At 63.2% G+C, this 15022-nt stretch carries 13 protein-coding genes; 8 read left to right on the top strand and 5 right to left on the bottom strand.

The genetic code is table 11. The features are described from left to right. The first annotated feature begins 156 nt into the window (after positions 1–156). Genes exbB through RG540_RS21105 form a run of 4 tightly spaced genes read left to right on the top strand, consistent with a single transcriptional unit; the run spans position 157 to position 3894 of the window. Positions 157–1353, top strand: coding sequence for a tonB-system energizer ExbB (gene exbB / locus RG540_RS21120; protein ID WP_080724998.1), 1197 nt, complete (start codon positions 157–159; stop codon positions 1351–1353). 1 nt (position 1354) lies between these two features. Then, positions 1355–1870, top strand: coding sequence for a TonB system transport protein ExbD (exbD, locus tag RG540_RS21115; RefSeq protein WP_038592082.1), 516 nt, complete (start codon positions 1355–1357; stop codon positions 1868–1870). Next, positions 1867–2853, top strand: a complete 987-nt coding sequence (locus RG540_RS21110; protein ID WP_038592079.1) for a cell envelope integrity protein TolA — start codon at positions 1867–1869, stop codon at positions 2851–2853. The genes exbD and RG540_RS21110 overlap by 4 nt, the downstream gene beginning before the upstream one ends. 51 nt (positions 2854–2904) lie before the next feature. Then, entirely contained in the window at positions 2905–3894 is a 990-nt protein-coding gene (locus RG540_RS21105; RefSeq protein ID WP_038592076.1) for an Ldh family oxidoreductase, read from the top strand. Here RG540_RS21105 and RG540_RS21100 read toward each other — a convergent pair. From RG540_RS21100 to RG540_RS21085, 4 genes are all read right to left on the bottom strand, one after another. Continuing rightward, a complete protein-coding gene (locus RG540_RS21100; protein ID WP_038592073.1) occupies positions 3891–5198 on the bottom strand; it encodes an ABC transporter permease in 1308 nt (435 codons plus the stop codon). The genes RG540_RS21105 and RG540_RS21100 overlap by 4 nt on opposite strands. Further along, positions 5195–5884, bottom strand: coding sequence for an ABC transporter ATP-binding protein (locus tag RG540_RS21095; protein WP_038592070.1), 690 nt, complete (start codon positions 5882–5884; stop codon positions 5195–5197). Before RG540_RS21095 ends, RG540_RS21100 begins: the two co-directional genes overlap by 4 nt. A 2-nt stretch (positions 5885–5886) precedes the next feature. Then, positions 5887–6351, bottom strand: coding sequence for a hypothetical protein (locus tag RG540_RS21090; protein ID WP_038592067.1), 465 nt, complete (start codon positions 6349–6351; stop codon positions 5887–5889). A gap of 81 nt (positions 6352–6432) precedes the next feature. Then, the gene (locus RG540_RS21085; RefSeq protein ID WP_038592065.1) at positions 6433–8184 is read right to left on the bottom strand and encodes an alkaline phosphatase; all 1752 of its coding nucleotides are present in this window, start codon (positions 8182–8184) and stop codon (positions 6433–6435) included. A gap of 484 nt (positions 8185–8668) precedes the next feature. Here RG540_RS21085 and RG540_RS21080 point away from each other — a divergent pair, with 484 nt between their 5' ends. The 4 genes from RG540_RS21080 (at position 8669) to RG540_RS21065 (ending at position 13234) form a co-directional block, all read left to right on the top strand. After that, positions 8669–9292: a ribonuclease D gene (locus tag RG540_RS21080; RefSeq protein ID WP_038592062.1), complete on the top strand. Its 624-nt coding sequence runs from the start codon at positions 8669–8671 to the stop codon at positions 9290–9292. 15 nt (positions 9293–9307) lie between these two features. Beyond that, the gene (locus RG540_RS21075; protein ID WP_038592059.1) at positions 9308–10168 is read left to right on the top strand and encodes a DUF817 domain-containing protein; all 861 of its coding nucleotides are present in this window, start codon (positions 9308–9310) and stop codon (positions 10166–10168) included. Positions 10169–10270: 102 nt separating this feature from the next. Beyond that, complete coding sequence (locus tag RG540_RS21070) at positions 10271–11317, top strand: hypothetical protein (protein ID WP_038592056.1); 1047 nt, start codon at positions 10271–10273, stop codon at positions 11315–11317. 237 nt (positions 11318–11554) lie between these two features. Continuing rightward, positions 11555–13234: a hypothetical protein gene (locus RG540_RS21065; RefSeq protein ID WP_038592053.1), complete on the top strand. Its 1680-nt coding sequence runs from the start codon at positions 11555–11557 to the stop codon at positions 13232–13234. Positions 13235–13311: 77 nt separating this feature from the next. Here the strand turns inward: RG540_RS21065 and rpsA are convergent, their stop codons facing one another. Continuing rightward, positions 13312–15018 carry a 30S ribosomal protein S1 gene (rpsA, locus tag RG540_RS21060; protein WP_038592050.1) on the bottom strand — a complete coding sequence of 569 codons (1707 nt, stop codon included), beginning with the start codon at positions 15016–15018 and terminating at the stop codon, positions 13312–13314. Positions 15019–15022 lie beyond the last annotated feature (4 nt).

The raw sequence follows: 15022 nt of genomic DNA, 5'->3' as shown, positions 1-15022 counted from the left end.
TAGTTGCCATTTCTACTCATGTTTATTATCCGGTAGCTGCAACATCGCGAACCCGGCGGCAGTGGCCGGCGGCGTTCCGATGCCCCGTTTCCGTCATCGTCAACTTGGCGCTCCAGCGCTGTCCGCGATGACGAACAGTCCGGAGTATCGCCTGCCATGACCGCTGCCCTGAAGCCCGCCTTTTCGATGCGCCAACCGATGAGGAACTGGTTTCCGATCGCTCTCGCGGCACTGGCAATAACGGCTTCGACGGTGATGGCACAGACGCCGGCTCCGGATACGTCAACGCAAGCGCCGCCCCCACCGCAGGCGACCTCACCTTCCGGTGCACACCCGACGCAGGCGGCTCCCGCTCCTGCCGCGCAGGCAGCCCCTACTACCTCCCGTACGACGCCAAGCGAGCCGGCAGCCTCGCCGACTGCGGTACCGCCCGCCGCGCAGTCGGCGCCCCCCGCTGCTCCGCAACCGGAAGCTTCCGCCCCGCAACCCGCCGTTCCGACGGGAGCGCCGGCCAGCAATGCTGCCCAGCCAACGCCTGCCAGCCCGCCACAGACCCCGGCCCCGCCGCCGGCGGCGCGCCAGCCGATCGACATGTTCACGCAGTTCCTGGAGCCTGGACAGCGTTCGGACCTGCCGCACAACCTTTCGCCCTGGGGCATGTTCATGGCGGCCGACTGGGTCGTCAAAAGCGTGATGATCGGGCTCGCATTCGCTTCGCTGATCACCTGGACCGTCTGGCTCGCCAAGACGCTGGAGCTTGCAGGCGCCCGCACCCGCGCCGCTCGGACGCTGAAGGTCATCCGCACCTCCCGCACGCTTTCGGAGGCCTTTGGCGCCGCCGGCCGCCGCGGCGGTCCCGCCGCGCTGATGCTGCGATCCGCGGCAGAAGAAATGCAGCTCTCCGAAGCCGCAATCGACCATGCCCATGGCGACGGCGTGAAGGAGCGGGTCGGCTCGGCGCTTTCCCGCATCGAGGCTTATGCCGGCCGGCGCATGTCGCGCGGCACCGGCGTGCTCGCGACGATCGGCTCCACCGCCCCGTTCGTCGGCCTGTTCGGCACCGTCTGGGGCATCATGAACGCCTTCATCGGCATTTCGGAATCGCAGACCACCAACCTTGCCGTCGTCGCGCCCGGTATCGCGGAAGCACTGCTGGCGACCGCAATCGGCCTCGTCGCGGCCATTCCGGCTGTTGTCATCTACAACGTCTTCGCGCGCTCGATCACCGGCTACCGGCAGCTGCTGGCGGATGCCGCGGCGGGCGTGGAGCGGCTGGTGAGCCGAGACCTCGATTTCCGCAAGGTTCCTCCGGGCGGCCGCAAGGCGCCGGTCTCGCTGGTGGCAGGAGGCTGACATGGCCGGCGGCATCCGCGAACAGCACGGCGACGAGCTTTCCGAAAACCACGAGATCAACGTGACGCCGTTCATCGACGTCATGCTGGTGCTGCTGATCATCTTCATGGTGGCGGCGCCGCTGGCGACCGTCGACGTCAATGTCGATCTTCCCGCCTCGACCGCAAAGCCGGCGGAGCGGCCGGACGAGCCGCTCTACCTGACGGTGAAGGAAGACCTGAGCCTCAATATCGGCAATGACTCCGTGCAGCGCGAGCAGCTTGCCGCGACCCTCGACCGCGTCACGGAAGGCAAGAAGGACACCCGCGTGTTCCTGCGTGCCGACAAAGCGGTCGATTACGGCCAGTTCATGGAGGTCATGAACCTGCTCCGCGATTCCGGTTACCTCAAGATCGCGCTCGTCGGCCTCGAAACGCTGCCCGGTCCGCCGGCACCGGCAGCCGCCCCGGCCGGTGGCGTTCCGGCCGTGGTGCCGCCAGCGGCACCTGCCACTCCGGCACCCGGAGGCAATCCATGAGCCTTGTCGTCTCGCAGGCAGGTCCGGGCGGACGCGTCGGCGAGCTGGCGCTGTGGGGCGCTGCCGGACTGCTGATGCTGACGGTACATTTCGGCGCCGCGGCCTATCTGATGCGCGAACAACCGGAGGTGCTCGCCGACAACGCACCGCCGGCAGCGATCATGATCGAGCTCGCGCCGGAGCCGGAAGCCGTCAATACCGAGGAAGAGCAGATCTCTCCTGACATGCAGGAGCAGGAACAGCTGATGAGCGAGCAGGCGGAGCCTGTCGAGGAACCGCAGCCGGAGCCCGTCGAGCAGCCTCAGCCCGAACCCGAGCCGATGCCTGAGCCTGTTGCCGAACCTGTCGAGCAGCCGGTCGAACCGCCGCCGCAGGAAGTCGCCGAGACGGTCGAGCCCGAACCGGTGCAGCCGCCCGTGGCGGAACCGCCGCCGGAGCCGATCGAGGAGATCAAGCCGGTCGACGAACAGATGACGGCGGCGCTCGAAAATGTCGACGTGCCGTTGCCGGCGATGCGGCCTCTGCCGCCGCCGGTCGCGGAAAAGCCGCCGGAACAGCCGAAAAAGCCGGAGCCCCGGAAGGAGCCGGTGAAGAAGGTCCAGAAGCCGAAGCAACAGCAGCAGCAGGCCCGGCCGGACATGGCCGAGGCGAAGATCCAGGCCAAACAATCGGACCGCACGGCCGCCAGCCAGAATTCCACGAGCCTGTTCTCTGCGTCGGTCTCGCCGCAGCAATGGATGACGCGAGTTAGAACGAAGATCGCTCGCTACGCCCGCAAATGCCCGGGCAACGGAACCGGCATCGTTACGGTCCGCTTCAGCTTCGACGGCAGCGGCAACATCGGCAATGTCTCGGTCGCGGGGTCATCGGGCAACGCGTCTATCGACGACTATGTCGCTTCGGCTGTCCGACGCGCTTCGCCCATCCCGGCACCGCCTTCCGGTGTTGCAAGTTCACTCAGCCAGCCGGTAAAGTGCGAATAACCGCCTGATTTTCTCGCGGCGTTCGCCACTGAACTCACCTGGATCTCCTGCATGCATATTACTCTGAATGAAGCCGAAACGCTGGTACAGAGCGTTTTCGAAGCCAATGGCGTTCTTGCTGATACCGCCCGTTCCGTCGCCCATGCGCTCGTGCATGCGGAAGCTGCCGGGCAATACGGTCACGGGCTCCGCCGCGTTCCCGCCTATATCGGCCAGGCCCGTTCCGGCAAGGTGGATGGCAAGGCCAGGGCCATCGCCACCCGGCCGCGGCCTGCGGTGCTTGTCGTTGATGCGGCATTCGGTTACGCCTATCCGGCCTTCGATATCGCGCTTGCAGAACTGCCGACGATTGCCCGGGAACAGGGCATTGCGCTCGGTGCCATCCACCGTTCGCATCATGCGGGCGTCATGGCGCTGACCGTGGAGCGGTTTGCCGAACTCGGCCTCGTGGCGCTGATGTTTGCCAATGCACCGGCCTCCATGGCCGCCTGGGGCGGCAGGAAGCGGCTGTTCGGCACCAACCCGATCGCCTTTGCAACGCCGGTCGCCGGCGAGGATCCGCTGGTCATCGACCTGGCGCTCTCGACCGTCGCGGCCGGCAAGATCATGGCTGCGCGCCAGAAGGGCGAAAGCATTCCCGAGGGCTGGGCCTTCGACGCCGACGGCAAGCCGACCACCGATCCGCACGCGGCTCACAAGGGCCTGATGGCGCCCTCGGGCGGCGCCAAGGGTGCGGCGCTGGCGCTGATGGTGGAGGTCCTCTCGGCCGGCCTGACCGGATCGAACTTCTCTTACCAAGCAAGCTCGTTCATGGACGAGAAAGGTTCGCCGCCTTCGGTCGGTCAGACGCTTATTGTTATCGATCCTTCCGCAAGCACCGCTTCGGCTGCCGAGCGGATCGCCGAACTTGCCCACGAGATGGCCTCCGAAGAGGGCGTTCGCCTGCCCGGGCGGCGCGGCCAGAACGCGCGCCGGACGGCGATCGAGCAGGGGCTCGATGTCGAGGACGAGGTGATTTCGGCGATCAGGGCGCTGGCCTAGGCCCGCAGCGCTGCCGCCGGCGACTGGCGGTAGGCGAGAATGGCCGGCACGGCGGACAGAACCGCCGATGCGGCAAGCAGGATCAGCACCATGCGCCAATCTTCGCCGGTAAAGCCGACCGGCAAGATGATGCCGCTCTTGGCCGTGAAAGCGTTGGCGATCAGCCGGGCCGCGGCAAGGCCGGTCAGAAAGCCGAGACCGATGCCGAGCGCGACCAGCAGGAAGAGCTCGAACCAGACAATGGCAAAAACCGACAGCCGCGGCGCGCCAAAAGCCCGCAGCGCGCCAATCTGGCGCCGACGCTGGCCGATATGGGTGATGGTGACCAGGACCAAGGCTGCCGCCACTAGGCCCTGCGATCCGGCGGCCACGGCGCTCAGCACCATCTTGGCATCACCGAGCGTCGCATAGAGGCTGGTCAGCACCTCGCCCGGGAAAACCGCGAGCGTATTGCCGTTGCGATATTCCTGGCGGAGCTTGTAGGCATCGGCAATCGTCTTCGGCTTTACGAGGACTGCCGGAAGGCCCGGCGCATCGGCTGCGAAAATCTCATCGATCGCCGCATCCGCATCGATGGAACCGTGATGATCGTGATCCTCGTCGGCATGCTCATCCGCAGCGGCCGCAGCCTGCGTTACCTGTGCTGCTCCACCTTCGTAATGCTCTTGTTCCTCATGCTCATGCTCATGCTCATGATCGTGGCCGAGGCCATGGACGTGCCAGACCGCCTGGATCGGCACCAGAATGGCCCGATCCCAGGGCGTCCCCGTCGGCGGCAGCTTGCCGGTGACGTGGTATACGACGCCCGCATGGGTCTCGCCGCCCATCGCCGCCGTGCCGTGCATGGGCTTGATTTCCGCTCCGACCGGCAGCTTCACTGCCGCCCCGACCACCGCCTCGCCCTCTTTCTCGAACATGCGGCCCGAGGCAAAACCGGAGACGGTGCTGCCAATCAGCGCGCGGGTCGTGCCGACCAAAGGGTAGCCGGCAAAGGAATCGCCGAACCCGACCGGTGCCACCCAGGCGACACGCGGATCCTTCGAGAGTTTTGCCAGCACCTCGCCCGGCATCAGCGGCAGCGGCGCCGGCTGCAGGAAGATCGAAGAGAGCACGAGCTGGGTTTCGCTGCCGGCAGCGCCGATCACCAGGTCGAACTTGTCGGCGGCGCGGGCGCTGCCGAGCCGCAGGGCGCGCTCCTGCAGCGTGACGGTGACGCCGAGGGCGGTGGCGAGCGCCACGAGAAGCACGACCACGACGGCACCGGCCCAGAGACGGCGCAGATCGGCGAGGATGAAGCGGATCATGCGGCGACCTCTTCGCGCAGGCTGTCGGCGACAATCCTGCCGGCGCCAAGCGTGATGCGGCGGTCGAGCCGATCAATCAGGCGCTGGTCATGGGAAACGACGATCAGAGTGCTTCCGGTTTCGCCGGCCATGTCCAGAAGCAGCCGGCCGACCGTCTCGCCGGCCTCTACATCAAGGCTCGCGGTCGGTTCGTCGGCAACGATCACGCCCGGCTTGCGTAAAACCGCGCGAGCGATCGCCACGCGCTGCATCTCGCCGCGCGACATGGTCTCGATCTTCTGATCCGGGCGGGAAAGGCCTACGCTTGCCAGGAGATCGTGGGCACGGGCGATCAACGCCGCATCGGCGACGCGTGCCAGCCGCGCCGGCAAAAGCACGTTTTCGACCGCCGAGAGGCCGGGGAAAAGATGGAAATCTTGCATCACGAGGCCGACATGTTCGGCCCGCCAGCGATCGCGCGCGGTCTCGGAAAGCCGGGCGATATCCTCGCCGCTCCAGAAGACCTTGCCGGAGGTGGGGCACTCAAGGCCGGTGATCACATTGATGAAAGTGCTCTTGCCGGAACCGGAACCGCCGGTGACGGCAACGCGCTCGCCGGCTGCGATCGTCAGAAGATCGACCAGCAAAACCGGGCTGTTCAGACCGGCGAACGACATGGCCAGATTGTCTATGCGCAAGGAAAGCATGTTCACGCGCCCTGATATGCCGCGTCGCGGATTCTCAGAAGACTGACAAATCCGGTATCGGGATCCCTCCAGGAACCGACCTCAAGGGTGCCGCGCACCTCGATCGTTTCGTTCGCCTGGGTGAACGTCTGCTTGCGGTGGAGGTAGATGACGACGATATTGTCGGGCCAGTCCGCATCTGAGGAGCAGAAGGGGCAAAGCGCCATCGGCACTTCGGTCAGCACGAAGAAAGCGGCTTCCGCTTTCAGCGGCGGCGCCATGAAGCCGCGGATCGCCACCTCGCGGCCCGCCAGCTTCTTCACCTTGTCGGAAAATTCCAGGCCGAGAACGCTGTACTTGCCATAGAGTTCGTTGAAACCGAGGTCGTCGGCAGCGGCGGCAGAACGGGTTGCCGCAAACAACGGAGCGGCGGCGGCCAGGCCGAGCACGCGGCGCCGGCTGAAACCTTGGGAAAAGAGCTTTTCCATGGAACCCTCCTGAAACGCTAGCCCCGGCCGTGTTTCGGCCGGGAGCATTGTTCTACCACGGGTGCGGCAGGCAATCAGACCTTAGTTGGTCTGCTTGGTGCCGAGCGCGAAGGTATCGGCGAGCACCTTGTAGATGTCGCTTTCTTCCATATAGCCCTTGAAGCCTTCCGAACCGGGGCCGGACGACTGCAGGACGACGTCGTCGACGGAGTGAACGCCGCTGTCGCTGCTCTTCGGGAGATTGCCCTGAACGAAGACCGCGCCAGGCACGTTCTTGTACTGCTCGTTGGCAACGTATTCCTTCTTTTCGTTCTGGATAGCCGGAACGAACGGGCCATCCATTTTCGGGCGGAAGGTTTCGTAGTGGTCCGGGCCGTTGGTTGCGGCTAGGAACAGCCGGCGCGAAACGTCGATCTTGTCCGGATAACCGTCGCCGTTTTCGTCCTTGTAGTTCGGGAAGCCGGCTTCGGCATAGGTGCCGACCTTTTCGCGCATCTCGGTGCCCGGCTTGTCGTCATCGACAGTGCCGATGATCGAAACGCCATGCGTGTGGTCGCCGGTGACGACGATCAGCGTGTCGGGATGGGTCTTCTGGAATTCGCGGGCAACAGCGATCGCCTGGTCGAATTCGATGGTTTCGATGACGGCACGATCCCAGTCGAGCGGATGGGACATCTTGTCGATCGAGGATCCTTCGACCATCAGGAAGAAACCGTCCTGATCCTTGGAAAGGCGATCGAGGGCGACCTTGGTCATGGCGACCAGACCCGGCTGGTTCGGATACTTTTCGACGGTTCCCTTCTTCAGGAATTCGCGGTCGAGCGTGACGTCCATGTTGCCGGGATGAAAGAGGCCGAGGAGCAGGCCGTTCGCATTGACGTTGGCAGCAAGCTCCGCCTTGTCGGTGGCGACGCTGTAGCCGGCGTCCTTGAAGAGCTTGATATAATCCTTGTCGTCCTTGCGCTTCGAGCCGGCGGTCGCCTGCGGCAGGAAGTAAGCGGAACCGCCGCCGAGCACGACGTCCGGCTTGACGTCGAGCAGCATGCCGACGACATCGGCCTTGTCGTTGCGGTTGCGGGTGTGGGAGACGACGGCAGCAGGCGTCGCATCCTCGACTTCCGACGTGGCGACGATACCGATCGACTTGCCGGTCTGGCGGCGAAGCGCTTCGGCAATCGTTTCGACCTTGGGGTCGTCCAGCGAGTCCGGTGTGCGGTCGGCATAAACGCCGATCGCGTTCACGGCGGTCTTGTGACCGGTCATGTAGGCCGACATCGTATTGGCCGAGTCGGTGTCGACAGCGTTGGTCGCCGAGGTGCCGACGAAGGCCATGTGGTCGAGGTCGTCCATGGCGAGACGGCCGTTGGCCTTACCTTCGGTCATGCCCTTGGACATGATGCGGGCAGCGGTGCGATGCGCGACCGAAAGGCCGTCGCCGAGCATGAAGATGATGTTCTTGGCCTTCGGGGCAGAACCCGTGCCGTAAACATTCCAGGTGACGGTCTTGGTCTCGGAACCGGCCGAAATTTCGACCTTGTAATCGCCGGCGGTGGCGATGGTCAGGCCGCGCAGGATGATGGCAGAACCGAGGACCTTGTCCTTGTTCTTTTCTTCCGCGACGAACTGGGCTTCCTTGCCGAGAACGGTCTTGTAGTCCTGGCCGTTGACGGTGATCTTGACGTCTTCCGGCTTTATGACGGAGTTAAATTCGACCTTGAAGTCGAAGGGAGAGCCGGTGAGGATCGTAGCGCGATCCAGCGGATAAACGGTGGCAGCCTGGGCGGCGCCGGCGAGCGCGGTCGAAACGACCAGAGCGGCAAAAATCTTGCGCATAGTAACCTCACGAAAAGTTCAAGGGGAAGGCGAGGTTTCGTATATCGGCGGTGCGTGACACCCACGTGACGCCAATCACAGATCGCGGCACCCCGGCTGTCGTAAGGCAAAAAGCAATGTTTTGAAGGAAATCCTGCTCCAGAAATGGAAAAAGCCTGGCGCGGGAGGAGGGTGCGCCAGGCTTTAAACTTGATCGACAACTGGGAGGAGGAGGATGTTGTCGATCCGTATCAGGCAACACTGGGAGGAGGAGTGCGTCGCCCGATGACCAAACATATAGGCTAATCGTTTAAGCAGGCCAAGCCACTTGGTTGCAATGCAGCAATGCATTAGGCGCAAGGCTGAGCAAATGCCCGCGCAGAATTCGGTCGCTCAATGAAACCCATTTGACCGCCGGCGGTGCGGCCTTCCCAAGATCACCCATATCCCTGGCGAAAAACGTGGTTTATAGCGAATCTTTGCAGACAGGCAGACGGAGACGGACATGGCAGAGATCAGGTATCATGAAGGCGATATTCCGGCAGTCGCTGCAGCCCGATATACCGGGGCGATCGCCATCGATACGGAAACGCTCGGCCTCGTGCCGCGTCGTGACCGGCTTTGCGTCGTACAGCTTTCGCCGGGCGACGGTTCGGCAGACGTGATCCGCATCGCGGCCGGGCAGCGCGAGGCTCCCAATCTCGTCGCCATGCTCGCCGATCCGTCGCGCCAGAAGATCTTCCATTACGGCCGCTTCGACATCGCCGTGCTCTTCCATACGTTCGGCGTGACCACGACGCCGGTGTTCTGCACCAAGATCGCCTCGCGGCTGACCCGCACCTATACCGACCGGCACGGGCTCAAGGACAATCTCAAGGAAATGCTCGACGTCGACGTTTCCAAGGCGCAGCAGCAATCCGACTGGGCAGCCGAGGTGCTTTCGCCGGCGCAACTCGAATATGCGGCCTCCGACGTGCTCCACCTGCATGCGCTGCGCGACAAGTTGACCTACCGCCTGGTGCGCGACAAGCGCGCCGAACTGGCCCAGGCCTGTTTCGAATTCCTGCCGACGCGGGCGAAGCTGGACCTGCTGGGCTGGGAAGAGGCCGATATCTTCGCCCATAGCTGATGGGCTGACGGGCGGATGGATCAAGGCTATCGCGAACGTCCGGCGGCCCACGAGACCGGGCCTTATCTCGAGCCGTTGCGACTTCTCATTCGCGGCGCGCTCGCGCCGCTTCCATGGTGGCTGTCAGAATTCATCCTGTTCGGGTTGAAACAGGCCTGGGCCTGCCTGTTCGCAGCAATCATGCTGGCGCTGCTGCTCATCACTAAAGTCATCTGGCAACCGGGCTGGCCGGTCCATCGCTACGATTTCCTGTTCCTCGCCGCCCTGACAATCCAGATCTTGTTCCTGCGCTTCAAGATGGAAAGCTGGGACGAAGCCCGGGTCATCCTCGTCTATCACGTCACGGGAACTGTGATGGAGATATTCAAGGTGCATATGGGGTCATGGGCGTATCCGGAAACATCGATCATCCAGATCGGCGGCGTGCCGTTGTTTTCCGGCTTCATGTATGCCGCGGTCGGCTCCTTCATGGCCCGCACGATCCGCATCTTCGACATGTGCTTCAGCCATTATCCGCCAATGTGGCAGACCGGCTTTCTGGCAATCGCCATTTACGCCAATTTCTTCAGCCATCATTTTCTGCCGGACATCCGCTATCTTCTGTTTGCGGCGACCGTGATCGTGTTCCGGCGGGTGAACATCCATTTCACCACCGACAGGACAACTTTGCGGATGCCGCTGGTGCTTGCCGCGTTTCTTTCCTCGGCCTTCCTCTGGCTTGCGGAGAATATCGGAACACTGACGGGCACCTGGATCTATCCGACACAGAAGACCTGGCACGTCGTATCGTTCGGCAAGCTCGGGTCCTGGTATCTGCTTCTCTATGTGAGCTTTGCGCTGGTGACGCTGGTGGTGAAGCCGCGGCCGCCCCAATAGATAAGGGGTGACATAAGTTCTAGCCACCCGGTAACGTCTCGTTAACCCTTCAAATCTAGTTTTGCCTGCGGTGTACCTTTCGACGAGACCGGATTTCGGGCCATGTTGCTTCCTACTCAGCAGACTTACGGGCTTGCCGCGACCAACATGATGCAGTCGATGCTCGACAGCATCGAGGAGCAGCGCAAGAAGGACGAAGAGCAGCGGACCGGCAAGAAGAGCGACCCGGTTGTCGAGGCCCGTATCAGCGCCGGCGAAGACGCGAAGCGCGCGCGCGACAAGATCACCACCGCCCTTTTCGGCGTCAACAATACCGACCCCAACCAGTTGAAGATCGAGCTCGTCGATCGCCTCGCTTCCAAGCTCGGCATCGATACCGAGGAGGCGCGCTCCTCCTACCAGCTCGGCAGGGCGCTGGAAGAAGCCCTGAAGGATCTCGGATCGGCAGGCTCAGCCAAGCTTGAGGAAGATCTCGGCCTCAAGGACATGGATATCTCGATCGATACGTTGCTTGCGGCGATCAAGAACCCCTATGGCGACGACAATCAGCGCCTGATGGACGGCCTCAACCGCAAGGCCAATGGCGGCAAGCTCGACACCGAGGTTCAACGCGTCGTGCAGCGGCTGGAGGACGTCGCCGACCCAAAGACCCTCGAAGAGCTGAAACTCGGTCCGCAGGGTTACGATCCGACCCGCGTCGAAGATGCCGAGACCCGCGCGGAGCGTCAGGACGACATCAAGGCGGCGGAAGCCGGCAAGAAGCTCGAAGACGTCCAGAAGGTTCAGGACGTCATCGAGAAGACGAATGACAAGGCGACAGCCGCGCCGACTGCCGATGGCGCGAGCGACAAGCCCGCAGTCGACGATACCGCGCTGCTGGCACTCTTTGCCGCGGCGGCCGAACAGGTCGCCAATACCAATACGGACGACGCGGCCGACAGCCTTGTCTCCGACGATCAATCCGCCAAGGACAGTTCCGTCACCGACGACGTCCTGGCGGAGAACGAGGCGCCGACCAATGAAATGGCGGCGAATGCAATCGAGGAGCTTGCTGCCGACAACGCCGAAAAGTCCCAAGCCGACATCGTGCCGGTGCGTGTGGATGAAATCGGCATCTATGAATTGCTGAAGAAGAAGTTGGCTGCGTGATCCCGCAATAATCCTCGATATTCCCCTCACCTGCTCCGCTCTGGATCATTTTCGTCGACCTGTCGGCGGAAGGCGGAGCCCGTTAGCGAATTGTTAACCTTTTTGCCCCACAGTCACATCTGTGTATCGGCACTGGCGACGCCATGAGGCGTTCCGGTCGCAACGCCGCTCGTTGCGAAAAGACAAGAACCGTTCAGCCGAGTTGTCCTGTCGTCTCAATCAGAGATGGAGCAGACGATGCTGCCCCCGGTCCGTACCAGTTCATTCGTTGACTACCAGACGCCTTCGCAGCAACCGATGCTGCGTCAGCGGATCGACGTGGCCAATACCGCGGCGAACAGCGGGCTGATCGGGTCCTCACCGATGTCGGCGGGGCGGCTGGATATTCTTTCGCTTTCGGCACAGCTCCAGCTCGCTCAAGGGTTTTCCATCTTCGCCGAAACCATTGGCAGGCTGATCAAGGTTCCGCGCCGCGAAGGCGAGGCATTGGCGGATTATGCCCAGCGCCTTTCCGAGGCCGTCAAGCAGATGAACCCGGCCGAGAAGGCGGCTCTCGAGCGCACGCTCAACCAGCTCGTCAAGGGCATCACGCTGCGGCTGCTCACCGAAATCCTCAACAATCCCGCAGGTCCGGAAGCGGCCCGCGTCGCCGTGCAGCTGGAAACCGCCCAGCTGCTCGACCGCGATCTCGCCGCCAAGGCCGTCGTCAGCTCCTATCGCCAGAATGCCGGAGCCGAGCAGGTGCCGGCCCCGCCATCGCAGCCGGCGAATGCGGCGCCGCCCGGCCAGGCTTCTCAAACCGTATCCGAGCCCCCGACAGAGGCCGAAGCCCAAGCCGCGCAGCCCGGCGAGGAGCCCGCGATCAACGAGGCCCCGCAACAGGAGATCGCTGCGGGAGCGGCTGCGCACGATGCGGATGCACCGCTTGTTGCGACCACAGTTTCCGGCACCGCTCAAGATCCGGCCGCGCTTTCCGCGGAAGCAGCGGTCGCCTCACCTGCCCCGACCGATGAAGTTGAAACGCAGGCGCAAGCAGCCGCCGAGACCGATCTGGACGCGACACCCGCTCCGGTATCCCTGCAGGAAGCGGCCGAACTTGCCGAAAGCGAGACGCCGGAGTTTGCGGCCGTGCGGACCGAGGAAACGCCGGACGACAGCTCATCCACGGCGCGTCCGGAGGAAGGACGGCAGATCGCGAGCGGCGCAAACGCCGACCGGCGCATGGCTCAGCCCGTATTCTACGATGGTCCGGCACTTGCCCGGCTTTCCCAGCGCGGCCTCGAACAGCCAAACGGCGCTCGGGCGCTCAACGCGGAGAAGGTGGCGAACGGCGCCACGACCGTATGGCTCGCGGAAGTGCTTGCCGACGCCACCGGCGAACTTCTCGACAGCCTGCCGGTTGCGGCAAGGCAATTGCCCGAGCAGCAGGCATTGCAGGAACTGACCGACAGGGAGCCTGCTGGAAGGTCGCCCCTGCAGGCAAGCGAGGCAGCGAGTGCCGCGATGGCAAAGCCCGCGCCCCGGGCCGACGAACCGGCAAGCACCGGGTCAACGGGCCGCGCTGCCGGAACCGCCCCGAACGCAGGCGGCCAGGCCGCGGGCACGACGGTACTTGCCGAACAGCTCGCTCTGCCGATGGCCATGCCGCATATGTTTCGTGAAGGCGTTGCCCTGCCCTATGTCGCCTATCCCCCCGAAGAGCGCGAGCGGGACCCCGAGGAGCGCAAGACGAAAGCCATCTCGCCGACCGACGAGGACGGCGAACAGCAGCATTCGGCCGGCGAGCAGGCGTTCAGTGACGAAGGCCAGGCCAACGAACACGATCAGGACGATCACGGCGATGACGCTTCCAAGGAAGCCGTCGAAGATGCGGACCGGGCGAACGACCTCTACTGGCGCATGGCCGGCTGGACCTGAACTTCACTTCCAAAACCCGCGCATGAAAAAACCGCCGGACTTGCGTCCGGCGGTTTTCAATTTCTACAAGGCGTCGATTACTCGTTGTTGCCGCGGTTCTTCAGAGCTGCGCCGAGGATGTCGCCGAGCGAAGCGCCAGAGTCGGACGAACCGAACTGAGCAACTGCTTCCTTCTCTTCTGCGATCTCGAGAGCCTTGATCGACAGCATGACCTTGCGGTCCTTCTTGGAGAAGTTGACGATGCGGGCATCGAAGACCTGGCCGACCGAGAAACGCTCCGGACGCTGATCGTCGCGATCGCGTGCCAGGTCGTTGCGGCGGATGAACGAGGTGATGTCTTCGTGGTTGACGAGACGAACCTCTACACCACCGTCGTTGACGGCGATGACTTCGCACGAAACGACGGCATTCTTGCGCAGGTCGCCGGAAGCGGCGGCTTCGCCGACCGAGTCTTTGCCGAGCTGCTTGATGCCGAGCGAGATGCGCTCCTTGTCGACGTCCACATCGAGAACGACAGCCTTGACGACGTCGCCCTTGTTGAACTCCTCGATGACCTGTTCGCCCGGACGGTTCCAGTCGAGGTCGGAGAGGTGGACCATGCCGTCAACGTCGCCTTCGAGGCCGATGAACAGGCCGAATTCGGTCTTGTTCTTGACTTCGCCTTCGACTTCAGTGCCGGCCGGATGGCTGAAGGCAAATGCCTGCCACGGATTTTCGAGCGTCTGCTTCAGGCCAAGCGAGATACGGCGCTTGGACGGATCGACTTCGAGAACGACCACGTCGACATCCTGAGTCGTGGACAGGATCTTGCCGGGATGGACGTTCTTCTTGGTCCAGGACATTTCGGAAATGTGGATGAGGCCTTCGATGCCCGGCTCCAGCTCGACGAATGCACCGTAGTCGGTGATGTTCGTGACGGTACCGGAAATCTTCTTGCCGACCGGATACTTGGCGGCAATGCCATCCCACGGATCCGACTCGAGCTGCTTCATGCCGAGCGAGATGCGGTGGGTTTCCTGGTTGATGCGGATGATCTGTACCTTGACCTGCTGGCCGATGGACAGAATTTCCGACGGATGGTTCACACGGCGCCATGCCATGTCGGTGACGTGCAGCAGGCCGTCGATGCCGCCGAGGTCAACGAACGCACCGTAATCGGTGATGTTCTTGACGACGCCGTCAACAACCTGGCCTTCTTCGAGGTTCTGAACGATTTCAGAACGCTGCTCGGCGCGGGACTCTTCGAGAACCGTACGGCGCGAAACAACGATGTTGCCGCGACGCTTGTCCATCTTGAGGATTTCGAAGGGCTGCGGGTTGTGCATGAGCGGGGTGACGTCGCGGATCGGACGGATGTCGACCTGGCTGCGCGGCAGGAAGGCAACGGCGCCGTCGAGATCGACGGTGAAGCCACCCTTGACCTGGTTGAAGATGACGCCTTCGACGCGCTCGCCAGCTTCGAACTTGAGTTCGAGCTTGACCCAGCTTTCTTCGCGGCGAGCCTTCTCGCGCGACAGAACTGCTTCGCCCAGCGCGTTTTCGATGCGCTCGACGTAAACTTCGACTTCGTCGCCGACCTTCAGCGAACCGTCCTTGCCCTTGGCACCGAATTCCTTGAGCGCGATGCGACCTTCGACCTTGAGGCCGACGTCAACGACGGCCATGTCCTTTTCGATCCCGGTGACTATGCCCTTTGTGACATAGCCTTCGGCCAGATCGTTGGTAGCGAAGGATTCTTCGAGGAGGGCTGCGAAGTCCTCCCGCGTGGGGTTAGATACTGCCATGAAA

The organism is Neorhizobium galegae bv. orientalis str. HAMBI 540 (assembly GCF_000731315.1).
GTDB lineage: Bacteria > Pseudomonadota > Alphaproteobacteria > Rhizobiales > Rhizobiaceae > Neorhizobium > Neorhizobium galegae.
Note: the sequence above shows the minus strand (reverse complement) of the source record. Positions and strands in the feature narration are given on the sequence as shown.